13 protein-coding genes are annotated in these 13,127 nt (G+C 66.7%); 7 read left to right on the top strand and 6 right to left on the bottom strand.

Features of this window, described 5'->3' with window-relative positions:
* A complete protein-coding gene (locus O5M90_RS24000; protein WP_440402390.1) occupies nucleotides 1–897 on the bottom strand; it encodes an alpha/beta fold hydrolase in 897 nt (298 codons plus the stop codon).
* A gap of 7 nt (nucleotides 898–904) precedes the next feature.
* Nucleotides 905–1,876, bottom strand: coding sequence for a tripartite tricarboxylate transporter substrate binding protein (locus O5M90_RS23995; RefSeq protein ID WP_440402389.1), 972 nt, complete (start codon nucleotides 1,874–1,876; stop codon nucleotides 905–907).
* Nucleotides 1,877–1,974: 98 nt separating this feature from the next.
* Between O5M90_RS23995 and O5M90_RS23990 the strand changes: the two genes are divergently transcribed.
* Nucleotides 1,975–2,886, top strand: coding sequence for a LysR family transcriptional regulator (locus tag O5M90_RS23990; protein WP_269837817.1), 912 nt, complete (start codon nucleotides 1,975–1,977; stop codon nucleotides 2,884–2,886).
* A 23-nt stretch (nucleotides 2,887–2,909) separates the two neighbouring features.
* Here O5M90_RS23990 and O5M90_RS23985 read toward each other — a convergent pair whose 3' ends face one another.
* A complete protein-coding gene (locus O5M90_RS23985) occupies nucleotides 2,910–3,143 on the bottom strand; it encodes a (2Fe-2S)-binding protein (RefSeq protein WP_262971083.1) in 234 nt (77 codons plus the stop codon).
* A 128-nt stretch (nucleotides 3,144–3,271) separates the two neighbouring features.
* A complete protein-coding gene (gene bfr / locus O5M90_RS23980; protein WP_137942997.1) occupies nucleotides 3,272–3,742 on the bottom strand; it encodes a bacterioferritin in 471 nt (156 codons plus the stop codon).
* A gap of 180 nt (nucleotides 3,743–3,922) precedes the next feature.
* On the opposite strand from bfr, the gene hemP reads away from it, so the two are divergent.
* The 3 genes from hemP (at nucleotide 3,923) to O5M90_RS23965 (ending at nucleotide 6,572) form a co-directional block, all read left to right on the top strand.
* Nucleotides 3,923–4,138 carry a hemin uptake protein HemP gene (gene hemP, locus O5M90_RS23975; RefSeq protein ID WP_269837818.1) on the top strand — a complete coding sequence of 72 codons (216 nt, stop codon included), beginning with the start codon at nucleotides 3,923–3,925 and terminating at the stop codon, nucleotides 4,136–4,138.
* Nucleotides 4,139–4,167: 29 nt separating this feature from the next.
* A complete protein-coding gene (locus O5M90_RS23970; RefSeq protein WP_269837819.1) occupies nucleotides 4,168–5,430 on the top strand; it encodes a DUF2325 domain-containing protein in 1,263 nt (420 codons plus the stop codon).
* 194 nt (nucleotides 5,431–5,624) lie between these two features.
* The gene (locus O5M90_RS23965) at nucleotides 5,625–6,572 is read left to right on the top strand and encodes a collagen-binding domain-containing protein (RefSeq protein WP_269837820.1); all 948 of its coding nucleotides are present in this window, start codon (nucleotides 5,625–5,627) and stop codon (nucleotides 6,570–6,572) included.
* Here the strand turns inward: O5M90_RS23965 and O5M90_RS23960 are convergent, their stop codons facing one another.
* Nucleotides 6,573–7,466, bottom strand: a complete 894-nt coding sequence (locus tag O5M90_RS23960) for a universal stress protein (protein WP_262971086.1) — start codon at nucleotides 7,464–7,466, stop codon at nucleotides 6,573–6,575.
* A gap of 92 nt (nucleotides 7,467–7,558) precedes the next feature.
* Nucleotides 7,559–7,966: a GreA/GreB family elongation factor gene (locus tag O5M90_RS23955; protein WP_269837821.1), complete on the bottom strand. Its 408-nt coding sequence runs from the start codon at nucleotides 7,964–7,966 to the stop codon at nucleotides 7,559–7,561.
* A 410-nt stretch (nucleotides 7,967–8,376) separates the two neighbouring features.
* Here O5M90_RS23955 and O5M90_RS23950 point away from each other — a divergent pair, with 410 nt between their 5' ends.
* From O5M90_RS23950 to O5M90_RS23940, 3 genes are all read left to right on the top strand, one after another.
* A complete protein-coding gene (locus O5M90_RS23950; protein WP_269837822.1) occupies nucleotides 8,377–11,085 on the top strand; it encodes a TonB-dependent receptor plug domain-containing protein in 2,709 nt (902 codons plus the stop codon).
* A 165-nt stretch (nucleotides 11,086–11,250) separates the two neighbouring features.
* Nucleotides 11,251–12,267, top strand: coding sequence for a choice-of-anchor A family protein (locus tag O5M90_RS23945; protein WP_269837823.1), 1,017 nt, complete (start codon nucleotides 11,251–11,253; stop codon nucleotides 12,265–12,267).
* Between the two features lie 126 nt (nucleotides 12,268–12,393).
* The gene (locus tag O5M90_RS23940; protein ID WP_269837824.1) at nucleotides 12,394–13,122 is read left to right on the top strand and encodes a type 1 glutamine amidotransferase; all 729 of its coding nucleotides are present in this window, start codon (nucleotides 12,394–12,396) and stop codon (nucleotides 13,120–13,122) included.
* Nucleotides 13,123–13,127 lie beyond the last annotated feature (5 nt).

Here is a 13,127-nt window from a genome sequence, read left to right as displayed (position 1 = left end):
TCACGCCTCCAGCAGGAAGGGCAGCGCCCGCGCCAGCAGGGCGTCCGGCGCTTCCTCGGGGATGTAATGGCCGCAGGGCAAGGCCTCGCCATGGACCTGGTCGGCGACACGGCGCCATTCGTCGAGCGGCTTGAAGCAGCGCTGCACCACGCCCTGCGCACCCCAGAGTGCCAGCAACGGCATGGCCAATCGGCGGCCAGCGTCACGGTCGGCACGGTCATGCGCCAGATCAATGCCGGCAGCGGCGCGGTAGTCCTCGCACAGGCCGTGCGCGGTGCCGGGCAGGCTCAGACAGCGTGTGTACTCGGCCAGCGCGTCTGGATCGAACGGCGTCATGCCGGCGCTGCGACCGCCCATCACATCGCGCAGATAGGCTGCGGGATCGGCCGTGATCAGGCGTTCGGGCAGCGGTGCGGGCTGGATCAGGAAGAACCAGTGCCAGTAGGCGCGGGCGAAGGCCTCGTCGGTCTGCTCGTACATCGCCAGGGTCGGTGCGATGTCCAGCAGCACCATGCGTCGCACCTGCTCGCCATGGTCGGCGGCCAGCCGGTGCGCGACACGCGCGCCACGATCGTGGGCCAGCACCGCGAAGCGCTCATGGCCCAGCGTGCGCATCAGCGTCGCCATATCCCGGGCCATCACCCGCTTGCTGTAGTTGGCATGGTCAGCCGCCCCGCTCGGCTTGGACGAATCGCCGTAGCCCCGCAGATCGGCCAGCACCAAGGTGAAGTGCCGGGCCAGCGCCGGCGCTGCCTTGTGCCAGATTGCATGGGTCTGCGGGTGACCGTGCAACAGCAGCAAAGGGGGACCTTCGCCGCCCAGGCGGGCATGGATCTGCACGCCGTCCTCGACGGTGATCAGGCGGGATTCGAAACCCGGGAACAGGGCATTGGACATAAGGACCTCAATCCGCGGTGATGCCGCGCTCCTTGATCAGCTTGGCCCATTGCGGCATTTCCTTCTCCAGCCGTGCGCGGGCCTGGGCCGCCGTGCCGGGCAGCGGGTCGAAGCCTTCGCGGATCATGCGCTCCCGAACCGCCGGGCTGTTGAGCGCTTGGTTCAGCGTGCTGTTGAGCTTGTCCAGCACCGGCTTGGGCGTGCCGGCCGGCGCGAACACCATGAACCAGGTTTCGAAGGCATAGTTCGGCAGCCCGGCCTCGGCAATCGTCGGCACGGAGGGCATCAGGGCCGAGCGCTTGGTACCTGTCACGCCCAGCGCGCGCAGCTTGCCGGCCTGCACATGCTGCTGCGCGGCCGAGAGCACCGGAAAGCTCATGTCGACGCTGCCAGCCATCGTGTCGGTCAATGCCGGGCCACCGCCCCGGTAGGGAATGTGGACGATGGGCAGGCCCGATACCGCCTTGAACAGCTCGGCCGACATATGAAAGGTGCTGCCCGCGCCGGCCGAGCCGTAGGTCAGCTTGCCGGGCTGGGCCTTCAGCACGGCCAGCAACTCCTTGATGTCCTTGGCCGGCAGCTTGGGGTTGACCACCAGCACATGCTGGGAGCTCGCCACCATGCCGATCGGGGCCAGGTCCTTCAAGGTGTCGTAAGGCATCTTGGCCGTCAGCGCCGGATTGATCGCCAGCGAGACGGTCTGCAGGCCCACCGTGTAGCCATCGGCCGCCGACTTGGCGACCTGGTCGACGCCCAGATTGCCGCCGGCACCGCCCTTGTTTTCGATGAAGACGCTGCCGCCCAGCTGCTTGCCCCACTCATCGGCGATCAGACGCGCGGCGATGTCGGCACTGCCACCCGGTGCATAGGGCACCACCAGCTTGATCGCCCGCTCCGGATAGCTTTGCGCCTGCACGCCACTGAGAGTCAGCAGTCCCATCATGGCAAGCAGGGTGTGGGTGAAATGGCGCTTGTTCATCGGCGGTCTCCAGATGTGATCTTGTGCCCTGATGCTATCCATGAAGTGAAGTCACATAATGTCTGTTTCGACAATTCTTCAAGTCTTCAGATTCATCAATGGACGGTTTCTCCGACCTCGCCTTCTTCTCGCTGCTGATGCGGCACGGCAGCCTGGCGGCGGCGGCGCAGCAGCTGGGCATCACGCCGCCGGCCGTCAGCAAGCGCCTGGCAGCGCTGGAACGGCGCTTGGGCGTGCGCCTGCTGCATCGGACCACGCGACGCATCAGCCTGACGCCCGAGGGCGAAACCTATCTGGTTGACGGTGCCCGGGTGCTGGCCGAGCTCGATGCGCTGGAGCGTACGGTCGCCGGCAGCCGCGCCACACCCATGGGCCTGCTGCGCATCAGCGCGACGCTGGGCTTCGGTCGCCGCCACATCGCGCCGGCACTATCGGTGTTTGCGCGCGAGTTTCCCGAGGTCGAGGCCCAACTGCACCTCAGCGATCGGCCGGTCAATCTGGTCGAGCAGGGTTTCGATATGCAGATACGCTTCGGCGAACTGCCCGATGCGAGGCTGACGGCCCGGCTGCTGGCACACAACCGCCGTCTGCTGTGCGCAGCCCCCGCCTATTTGCAGCGTGCGGGTACGCCCGCCACGCCGCGCGAACTGGCCCAGCATGCCTGCATCTTTTTGCGCGAGCGCGACGAGACCTTCGGCACCTGGCATATGAGCCAGGGCGCGCGCCAGGAGACGATCAAGGTGCGTGGCCCGCTGAGCAGCAATGACGGCGAATCAACGCTGGCCTGGGCCCTGGACGGCCATGGCATCTTGCTGCGCTCGCAATGGGATGTGGCCGAGCTGCTGCGCCAGGGCGCGCTGCTGCCGGTGCTGGCCGACTGGTCGCTGCCCTCGGCCGATATCTATGCGGTATTCCCGACCCGCAGCCATCTGTCGGCCAAGACGCGGGCGCTGGTGGATTTTTTGCTGCTGCGTTTCGAGCCCCACCGCCGCGAGGACGGCGGCTGGTAGATCCTGATCGGCGGGCCCAAGCCTCAGCCGCGAACCAGCATCACCGGCTGCGCTTCGGCCTGATCGATATGGCACAGCCCCGGGCAGCCGCTCTTGGCCAGCGCCGCATCGAAGACCTCGCGGGCGCAGTCATGGCAGCAGCCGCAGGCCGAGGCCACCCGGGTCTCGTCCTGCAAGACATCGAAATTGCGGATGCCTGCGTCTACGCTGCGGCGGATATCGCGGTCGGAAACTCGGTGGCAGAGGCAGACGATCATGGAGCGCTAGGGCCTGGTCGGGACCGGCACCACGCCGGCTTGCCCCGAACTCTAGCGCAAATGCGAACCCTTCTCAATCATGTTCGCATCAATAACCCCAGCCGGCGGCCGGGATTGCTCAGAAACGCTCAGGACGTCATCTGGGTCTGCAGCCAGTTCTGCTCGCCCACCTGGGCCACCAGTTCGATCTGGGTTTCCAGATGGTCGATATGTTCCTCGGTGTCGCTGAGGATGTCTTCCAGCAGCTCGCGCGACACATAGTCGCGCACCGATTCGCAATAGGCGATGGCTTCCTTCAGCAGGCCATGCGAGCCGACCTCGATCTTCAGATCGCAGTGCAGGGTCTCGACGGCGGTCTCGCCGATGAAGAGCTTGCCCAGGTCCTGCAGATTGGGCAGGCCCTCGATCGTCAGGATGCGATCGATCAGGCGATCGGCATGCTTCATCTCCTCGATCGACTCCTCGTACTCATGCTTGGCCAAGCGCTCGTAGCCCCAGCTCTTGAGCATGCGGGCATGCAGGAAATACTGGTTGATCGCGGTCAGCTCATTCTTCAGCTGGGCATTCAGATAGTCCAGAACCTTGGCATCGCCTTTCATGGCATCTCTCCTCTTATTGAATCTGGCGTGCATTGTGCGTGCTGACGGCCAAGCCCGCAGCGCAAACCCGTGAGCTCACGCTCTGCATACGAAGCGTTCTCAGACGCAATTTGACTATTTGCAGTCCAACGCCATCATTCCTATTGCTATTGCGAATAGTTCGCATTTAAGATGCAACGTATGAACCCATCCATCCAAACCCTGCCGCGCCCCGCTGTGGCGCACGAGCCCGGCCTGCCGGTTCTGCCCTCCCCGGCTGCGGCCGGCGTGCCGGACCGGCGACGGCTCAGCAGCCAGGCCTTGCTGGGCAATGAGCGCGAGGTCGAGATCGAGCATGGTGGCCAGCTCTACCGTTTGCGCCTGACCTCGCTGGGCAAGCTGATCCTGACCAAGTAAGCGCCTGACTGTCATCGGGACACCCATCGATGTGCGACAAGCCCAATGTCTTCTCCCGCCTGCTGGGCGACGAGCCCACGCTTGCAGGCGCCCTGCCCACACCAGCGCCCGTCGATGACAGCGCCCAGCCGCTGGCCCGCGGCTCACGCCGGCGCCGCCTCTGGGAGCTGCCGTCGCAGGCGCTGTGCCCGGTGATCGGGGTCTGCCTGCCGATGCCGGTGCTGCGCCGGCGCATCGACAAGAGCCTGGGCGGCAGCACCGTCGCCAGCGACTACGACCTACATTGCGGCGCCATCAATGAATGTGGCTCGCGCTCGGCCGTGGCCGAGACCTTGCAGCGCGAGCTGGACCAGCGCTATGCGATCGCGCTGCGCCAGTCCGCCCAGCACAAGAGCACCGAGGCCTTGACGCGCTGGTGGGCCGCCGCCCAGCTCAGCAACGACGTGGCCGGCAGCCTGTGGGCGACGCTGACCCATGCGCGCTGCGACGCCGGCCTGCAGGAGCAGGTGCTGCGCGACATCCATATGCTGCAGCACCAGGTCGGCGCCGCCAACCGCGCCGATCTTCAGCGCCTGGAGGCCCTGCTCGACGAGAACCAGATCCTGGGCCGCGAGCTCGCGCAAGCTCAGTCGCGCAGCAGCCGGCTGCTGGCCGAGCGCGCAGGCCAGATCGAACGCCTGCAGTCGGAGCAGCTGCGCCTGCGCGGCGAGCTGCTGGGCCGCGACACGGCGATGGCCGGTCTGCGCGAAGACTTGCAGCGCCTGGAGGCCGCCGTGCCGGGCCTGCGCAACCGCCAGGAACAGGCGGACCAGATCCGTCTGCAGCAGGGCCGCATCCACGAGCTGGAGCGCGCTTTGCTGGCGGCCCAGCAGCAGGTCGAGCGCGAGCGCCGCCGCGTCGAAGAAACCCGGCAGATGCTGGATCTGGCGCGCGCCCCGCAGCCAGCCCCCGAGTCAGACCTGGCCCTGCCCGAGCTGAGCGAACGCGCGGTGCTTTGCGTCGGCGGCCGCCAGGCCGTGGTGCCGATCTACCGCCAGCTGATCGAACGCACCGGCGGGCGCTTCCTGCACCATGACGGCGGCGAGGAAGACGCCGTCGCCAAGCTGGACGCCAGCCTGGCCGCCGCCGATCTGGTGATCTGCCAAACCGGCTGCATCAGCCACGACGCCTACTGGCGGGTCAAGGACCATTGCAAGCGCCATGGCAAGCGCTGCGTCTTTGTCGACAAACCCAGCGCCTCCAGCCTGCAGCGAGCGCTGGGCCATCTGAGCGAAAAGCCGACCGAAGCCTGAATCTCTCGTGCATAGATCACAAACCAGATAGATACCACTTAAGTCAGGGGTAGACCTGGGGTAAACCCCAGGGAAGAATCCGCTCGTTGCCCGCCCACAAGGCAGCCAACCTACACAACACCCATAGCGGAGGACGAGGAATGAGCTTGCAGAGAACAGCCCCCAAGACTGGTATCAAACTGGTTATTACCCTGATGGCAGGTCTGATGGTGCAGGCGGCGCAAGCCCTGCCGGTCATCGATTTCGGCGTGGCCCAGGGCTACAGCGGTTTCTTCTTCGGCGATGTGAAGGCCCAGAACGATGTCGAGGGCCGACTGGCCGTCGGCGGCAACTTCACCGGCAATGGCTCGATCGGCTATCGCACGCCCCACGGCTCGACCGGCCCCAGCCTGGTGGTCGGTGGCAACGCCCATTTCAACGCCAACGGCGGCATCTTCAACGGCCCCAAGACCCCGGTAGACACCAATGCCACGGTCGGCCCGATCACCGAGTACGAGAAGGCCCCGGGCTACGGCGTCTATGGCGGCACGCTCAGCGGCCAGACCCAGGGCATGGATCTGCGCCAGCAGGCCGGCGTGATCGACTTCGCCCAGGCCAAGAACCAGCTCGGCGCCCTGGCGGGCCAGCTGGGTCAGCAGGCCGCCACCGGCACGGTCGCCGCCCCTTGGTCCGACACCACGCTGACCGGCAGCGGCCGCTCCGGCGTGGTCGAGGTCTTCGATCTGAACGCCAAGCTGAACTGGGAAGGCAAGCAAAGCATAGGCACGCTGGAACTCGGCAATGTCGCGGCCGATTCCTGGGTCGTGATCAATGTGCGCAATGCCGGCGATGTGAGTTTCACCGGCGCCTTCCTGGGCCTGTTCGACGATCTGCGCGGCCGTGTGCTGTTCAACTTCGAGAACGCCAGCAATATCGCCGTCAACACCTTCATCGAGGGCAGCATCCTGGCCCCGAACGCCAACTTCTTGGGCCAGGGCCATGTCGAAGGCACGGTGATCGGCCAGTCGGTGTCGCAGGCCTTCGAGATCGGCCATGAGCCCTTCATCCCGACCTCGCCGGTACCCGAGCCCGAGAGCTATGCGCTGATGCTGGCGGGCCTGGCCGCGATGGGCTTCATCGCACGCCGTCGCCGCCACGCCTGATCAAGACCTCGCCAGGTCCTGACACCAAGACCGCAGCCGCGCTAGTGCGTGGCCTGCGGTTTTTTCTTGTCCGCCACCAGGCGGCATCAGCAAAAGATCGCAGCCGGCTTCGGCCAGCAGACGCCCGCGCACGCTGGGCAACCCGCCCAGCCAGCTGCGCGGCCCGGCCCCGCCCAGCACCATCAGCTCGGCGCCGCTGCGCTGCTGGTGAACCAGCAGCTGGCTGGCGGTATCACCGCGCCCGAGAGTGGCCAGCACACGGTTGCGACGGCCATCCAGCGAATCGCTGATCTGCAGCAAGCGCTGCTGAGCACGGCTGCGCAGCTCGCGTCGGTAGGCATCGATCAGCGGATGCCGCGAATCGGTGCCGCGCAAAGCCACTTCATTGAAACTGCCGAGCACATGGAACAACTCGATATGGGCCTGCGGTGCCAGGCTGCAGCTGATGTCGGGCAGTTCGGACCGGGCCTCAGCCAGGTCCAGCGCCACCATCAGGCGCCGGTACGCGCGCTTCGGCTGGCGCTTGACCACCAGCAGCGGACAAGCGCTGCGGTCCGCCATGCGTGCCAGACTGTGGCCGTACAGCCAGCACATCAGCCAGGGTTCGCGCCGGTAGCCCAGCACCAGCAGATCGGCACGGTGCGACAGCGCTACCGGGTCCGGCTGCCGTACGTCAATTTCGGTGCGCACCCGCAGGCCATGGCGTTGCGCCAACTGGCGGGCAATGCGCTCCAGGCGATCATGCGCATCGGGCGGGCCGTGCTCGCGCGACAGCGGCGCACAAACCACCCACAGCTCGGCAGCCTGTTCGGCGGCCAGCAAGGCAGCACGCTCCATCGCACGGTTGCCGCTCGCTGAAAAATCGCAAAGGGTCAGAATTCTCTTGCAATGCATCTCGGTGTCCTGAGTGAAGGCGCCATGCCGAGGGGCCAACCGCTCGCCAAAGGCGCGAGCGGGCGGTAACGGCGGTGCGGCGCCGGATCGGTCTAGAGCGTGTAGTCGCCGCTGGCTTCGGGCTGGAACAGGATGGCGTCGATCTCGGCCGCAGCCTCGTCGCGATTGGGTGTCTGCCAGCGCGCCAGCGAACCCACCGACAGGCCCAGCAGGCCCGTGCCCACCGGCGACAGCACCGAGACAAAGCCGACGCTGGGCTCGGCGTCATGCGGGTAGCACAGGGTCAGGCGGTGACGCCGCCCGGTCTGGACGCCGACGATCTCCACCTGCGAGTACATCGTGACCACATTGGGCGGCACCTGGCGGGAATCCACCAGATCGGCGCCATCGAGCAGCGCCTGCAGAGTTTCATGGGACTGAGCCTCGAGCAACTTGCTGAGGCGGCGGTGATCCAGGGCCGTGAGCAGGCGCTCGGGCCTGACGGTGTTTGGCGTGTGCATGAGGCACTCCGATCGAAGGCAAGCACGCCGCTTTGAGAAAGTGCGGCGCGCGCCGACGCGCTGGGCAGAGGCCCGGCGATCGATGGTGCGCGAAAAGATGAGGGGTGGCGGATCGCCGGGCTTAGAGGGGTGCGGCCGGCTGGGCATGCTGCGCAGCGGCCGCCTGTGCTCGGCAGGCGCACGACTGCAGCGGCGTCGCGAGAGCGGCGCGCTGGGCAGCGAAGCGGGTAGCAAAGACCGGTGCAGACATGAACGCATTGTAGGCCGGCGGACACGCTTAACCATATGCGCGCTTCTTCCTTGGGCCTGCGGGCCGGCTTGCTTACGCTGCGCAGCTCGCTCCCGAAGCCGACCGGCCACAAGCCGGCTCTCACGCTTGCGGGCAAGACCTGACCCCAACCGAAAAATCCATGTCGTACTTTCCACTTTGCCGGCCCGCGCCGATCGCACTGGCCATTGCGCTGGCCTATGCCCTGCCGGCTGCGGCAGCCAGCACGGACGCCGCCGCCACCGGCAGCACCGTCCAGTCCGCCCCCACCGTTCAGGTCACCGGCTCGCGCATCCTGCGCGCCAAGGCCGAGAGCGCCAACCCGGTCACCGTGATCAAGTCCGAGGACCTGTCTCGCCACGGCTACAAGAATGTCTTCGACGCCCTCAACTCGCTGACCGAGAACACCGGCTTCGTGCAGGGCGCGGACTTCGGCAACACCTTCACGCCGGCCGCCAATGCGATCAGCCTGCGCGGCCTGGGTCCCAACCACACGCTGACGCTGATCAACGGTCGCCGCGTCGCTGACTACCCGACTGCCTACAGCGGCTCGGTCAACTTCGTCGACCTGGCCAACATCCCCTCGGCCCTGATCGACCGCATCGAGATCCTGCATGGCGGCGCTTCGGCCGTCTATGGCTCGGACGCGATCGCCGGTGTGGTCAACATCATCCTGAAAAAGCAGACCGACGGCCTGCGCCTGAATCTGAAGGCCGGCGGCACCGAGGACGGCGGCGGCGAGAACGCCCGGCTGCAGCTGACCGGCAACGTGGCCAGCGGCGCGGTCAGCGGCATCTGGGGCCTGGAGCTGAGCAGCCGCCAGCCGATCTGGGCGCGCCAGCGCAGCTTCATGTCTGACAGCACCTTGCAGGGCGCCGCGCCTGCCGTCGTGTTCGGCCGGCGCAACGCAGGCAGCAACTACATCGATCCGAGCGCCGGCACCTGCGAGGCCCTGGGCGGTCTGTTCTCCGGCAGCACCCGGCGCTGGGACACCAAGACCGGCAGCTTCTGCGCCAGCGGTCGCGCCGGCGCCAACTACTGGACCACCCAGACCGGCAACCGCAGCCTCAATGCCGCCAGCCTGCTGAGCTGGCAGCTCGATGACAGGACCGAGCTCTTCGCCGAAGCGCTGCTGGGCCTGAACCGCACCGAGAACAACACGCGCGGCCCCAGCTGGACCTCGCTGGCCGCCTCCACCGGCTACTTCCGCAATGCAGTGACTGGCAATCTGGAGACCTGGACCCGGCGCATCGCGCCCGAGGAGTTGGGCGGCGTTGATCGCTTCAACCGCGAATGGCGCGACGGCTCAGGCAATCTGGCCCTCGGCGCGCGCGGCGAGCTCGGCGACTGGGGTTATGAGCTGAGCTACAACGCCTCGGTCTACCGCAGCAAGACGCCGGTGCCACGCCTGCTGGCCAATATCGACGAGTTCTTCCTGGGCAAGCAGCAAGGCGTGGACGCCAAGGGGGTGCCGATCTACGCGCCCGATCCCAAGCGCCTGTTCACCGCGCTGACGCCGGCCGAGTACAACAAGCTCAGTGGCAGCAGCGAGGGCCATAACAAGGCCTGGACCCATGGCCTGAGCCTGAACGTCAATCGCGAGCTGTTCACGCTGCCGGCCGGCCCGGTGCAGATGGCCGCGCTGGCGGAGATCGGCAGCCAGGGCTTCAGCAACGAGGCCGACCCACGTCTGGGTCAGGGCGTGTTCTACAACACCACCGCATCGGCCCTGGTCAAGGGCACACGCCAGCGCACCGCGCTGGGGCTGGAACTGCAGGCACCGCTGACCCGGCAGCTCACCGCCACCGTCGCGGGCCGCTACGACGACTACCGCTTTGCCGGCAAGAGCGACGACAAGTTCACCTACCAGGGCGGGCTGGAGTTCCGCCCCAACGCCGAGCTGCTGCTGCGCGCCAACCACGCGACCAGCTTCCGCGCGCCGGACATGAACTACATCTACACCGCCGAGTCCAAGGGCTACTACAGTTCCTCGACCGACTACTACGCCTGCGGCCTGAGCGGCCAGCCCCTGGCCACCTGCAGCTTGCGCAATATCTCGCCGGGCTTCAACTACATCAGCAATGGCAGCTCGGATTTGAAGTCCGAGAACGGCCGCAGCCAGGGCCTGGGCCTGGTCTGGTCGCCCAGCACGCAGTTCGATGCCTCGCTGGACTTCTGGAAGATCCATATCGATGACCTGGTCACCAATCTGAGTTCCGACACCTTGCTGCGCGACGAGGCCGACTGCCGCCTGGGCGCCAAGGACATCGGCAGCCCGACCTGCGTGGATGCGATCCGGCGCGTGCGCCGCAATCCAGCCAATGCGGTGGTCCGGCCCGGCGAGGTGCGCGACATCCTGGTCAACCCGATCAATGCAGCGCAGAAAAGCACCCGCGGCTTCGACATCGCCGGCCGCTACAGCTGGCAGACCGTCAGCCTCGGCCAGTTCCAGAGCCGCGTGAAGTACACCAAGGTGCAAAGCTATGTCTACCGCCAGTTCGCCGGCGACGCCGCCAGCAACCAGGTCGGCACGCGCGACTTCGACGACTGGCCCGAGAAGCTGGTCGCCAGCCTGAGTTGGAACCTCGGCCCCTGGTCCAGCACGCTGACCGCGACCCGCAACGGCAAGATCCCCGATGGCGACAAAGGCTGGATCAAGCCCAAGGCCTTGTTCAATATCAGCGGCGGCTACGAGTTCAACGAGAACAGCAAGCTCTCGCTGATCCTCAACAATGTGGCAGGCAGCGTGCCGCTGGACAAGGGCGGCGGCTGGCCCTTCTACCCGACGAGCCGCTACAGCCCGCACGGCCGTCAGGGCTGGATCGAGTTCGAGCACCGCTTCGGCGGCTGAGACAAGCCCGCCCCCTCGCAGCGCTGCGCGCATCCAGGGGGCGGACTTTCTCGGGCAAAGCGTGAGTTAGCGCACGGTACGGCGCCGCGACACCCGGAATCAGGGTTTACGCGGAGCTTTCATGCCAGAAGAATGCGCGCACCTCTTCAAGACAGGATCTCACGCATGCGCCGCTCGACCCCGTTCTCCGCCCTCGCCGCCACCTTGCTGGCGACCTCGCTGGCCCAGGCCGCGCCGAATGCGCTGGGTCTGGACAAGGGCCTGAACCTGCTGGTGTTCGACAACTTCACCGCCAGCTCCAGCGATGTCGAGGGCCGCGTCGCGGTCGGCGGTAATGCCAAGCTGGGCAGCTACTCGATCAACACCAAGGGCTCGGGTGCGCTGTACGAAGGCATAGGCCTGGCGGTCGGCGGCAACCTGCAGTTCAGTGGCGGCCAGCTCTGGGGCGACACCGTCGTCGGTGGCAATCTGAGCACGCAAAGCGGCGCGAGCTTCATCGGCGATGTGCGGGTGGGCGGCAATCTGAACGCCAACAAGGCCTGGCTGACGGCAGACAGCATCACTTACGGCGGCACAGCCACCGGCGTGCAGCAGTGGCAGAACCCGCTGCCGCTGAAGGCGGCAGCCGGCAGCACTGTGAACCTGGGCATCGATTTCGCGGCCGAGCAGGCGCGGCTGAGCAGCTTCTCGCAGCAGCTCGACGGCTTTGCCAACAGCGGCAGCGTCGCCAATGTCTGGGGCAATATGGTGCTGAACGGCCAAGGCGCCGGGCTGGCCGTGTTCGACCTGAATGCCGCCGATGTCGGCAGGAACCTGGAGCTCAGCAATCTGGGCAGCAATGCGACCGTGATCATCAATGTGCACGGCAGCAAGGTCGACTTCGGCAACCACGGCTACACCGGCTTCGACAGTGGCCGCGTGCTGTTCAATCTGGTCGACGCGCAGACGGTCAGCTTCAGCGGCGGCGTCACCGCCTCCTTCCTCGCGCCGCTGGCCAAGTTCACGGCCGGCTCCGGCGTGATCAATGGCCAGGTGATCGCGCAGAGCTGGAACGGCTCGGTGCAGATCAACGACGCCGCCTTTGCCGGCACGATCTCGGCCGTGCCCGAGCCCGGCAGCATGGCGATGCTGCTGGCCGGCCTGGGCGTGATCGGCTTCGTCGCAGCGCGCCGTAAGCGCTGAATCAGGTAGCTGCAGTCTTGATGGCGTCTTGACACTGCAGTGCAAAAGCTGGGCGATTTCTTGAGCTGCGGGCCGGGAGACTGAAGGCCTCGCAACAACAGGTCGGCCACGGTGCCGGCCCGGCCCATGCGCCCAGTCGCCATCCTCCAGCATGAAGCCAGCCAAGGCCCCGGTTATCTGCTGGACTTTCTGCAGCAACAGGACATCCCCTTCCAGATCTTCCATCCGGCCCAGGGTCAGGACTTGCCCCTGCGGGCCAGCGACCACAGCGGCCTGGTGGTGCTGGGCAGCAATCACAGCGTCAATGAAGACCTGCCCTGGATCGCTCAGGAGATGGCGCTGCTGCAGGCGGCTCTGAGCCGCGATGTGCCGGTGCTGGGCCATTGCTTCGGCGGCCAGCTGCTGGCGCGTGCGATGGGTGCCCAGGTGCACCGCAATGCCTGGCCCAATATCGGCTGGGCCCGGTTGGCCGTGACGCCGGCAGCCCGCGCGATGTTTGGTGGCGCCACCCATGCCAGCCTGTTCAACTGGCACTACGACACCTTCGAGATCCCGCGCGGCGCCGCCCGCACGCTGTTCGGCATGCATTGCCTGAACAAGGGCTTCGCCCACGGCAAGCACCTGGGTTTCCAGTCCCATCTGGAGGTCACCGAGGCCAGCGTGCGCGCCTGGTGCGAAGAATCCCGGCAAGAACTGACCCTGGCTCACGGCCCGGCCGTGCAGACCGAGGCGCAGATGCTGCAGGGCCTGCGTGAGCGCACCGCCGAGCTGCACCGGGTGGCGCGCGGCGTCTACCGGGAATGGGCTGCGGGACTGTGCCGCCCGACCCTGGTGCAACTGCACGGCGGGTGGTGAGGCCT

It is taken from the genome of Paucibacter sp. M5-1 (genome assembly GCF_027498415.2).
Taxonomy (GTDB): domain Bacteria; phylum Pseudomonadota; class Gammaproteobacteria; order Burkholderiales; family Burkholderiaceae_C; genus Roseateles_E.
Note: the sequence above shows the minus strand (reverse complement) of the source record. Positions and strands in the feature narration are given on the sequence as shown.

What these genes read in the sequence shown, in the direction of transcription:
- hemP (WP_269837818.1), top strand. Translation starts at nt 3,923, where the DNA reads ATGAACCCATCCATCCAAACCCTGCCGCGCCCCGCTGTGGCGCACGAG.
- O5M90_RS23965 (WP_269837820.1), top strand. Translation starts at nt 5,625, where the DNA reads ATGGCAGGTCTGATGGTGCAGGCGGCGCAAGCCCTGCCGGTCATCGAT.
- O5M90_RS23960 (WP_262971086.1), bottom strand. Translation starts at nt 7,466, where the DNA reads ATGCATTGCAAGAGAATTCTGACCCTTTGCGATTTTTCAGCGAGCGGC.
- O5M90_RS23940 (WP_269837824.1), top strand. Translation starts at nt 12,394, where the DNA reads ATGCGCCCAGTCGCCATCCTCCAGCATGAAGCCAGCCAAGGCCCCGGT.
- O5M90_RS23945 (WP_269837823.1), top strand. Translation starts at nt 11,251, where the DNA reads ATGCGCCGCTCGACCCCGTTCTCCGCCCTCGCCGCCACCTTGCTGGCG.
- bfr (WP_137942997.1), bottom strand. Translation starts at nt 3,742, where the DNA reads ATGAAAGGCGATGCCAAGGTTCTGGACTATCTGAATGCCCAGCTGAAG.
- O5M90_RS24000 (WP_440402390.1), bottom strand. Translation starts at nt 897, where the DNA reads ATGTCCAATGCCCTGTTCCCGGGTTTCGAATCCCGCCTGATCACCGTC.
- O5M90_RS23990 (WP_269837817.1), top strand. Translation starts at nt 1,975, where the DNA reads ATGGACGGTTTCTCCGACCTCGCCTTCTTCTCGCTGCTGATGCGGCAC.
- O5M90_RS23995 (WP_440402389.1), bottom strand. Translation starts at nt 1,876, where the DNA reads ATGAACAAGCGCCATTTCACCCACACCCTGCTTGCCATGATGGGACTG.
- O5M90_RS23985 (WP_262971083.1), bottom strand. Translation starts at nt 3,143, where the DNA reads ATGATCGTCTGCCTCTGCCACCGAGTTTCCGACCGCGATATCCGCCGC.
- O5M90_RS23950 (WP_269837822.1), top strand. Translation starts at nt 8,377, where the DNA reads ATGTCGTACTTTCCACTTTGCCGGCCCGCGCCGATCGCACTGGCCATT.
- O5M90_RS23955 (WP_269837821.1), bottom strand. Translation starts at nt 7,966, where the DNA reads ATGCACACGCCAAACACCGTCAGGCCCGAGCGCCTGCTCACGGCCCTG.
- O5M90_RS23970 (WP_269837819.1), top strand. Translation starts at nt 4,168, where the DNA reads ATGTGCGACAAGCCCAATGTCTTCTCCCGCCTGCTGGGCGACGAGCCC.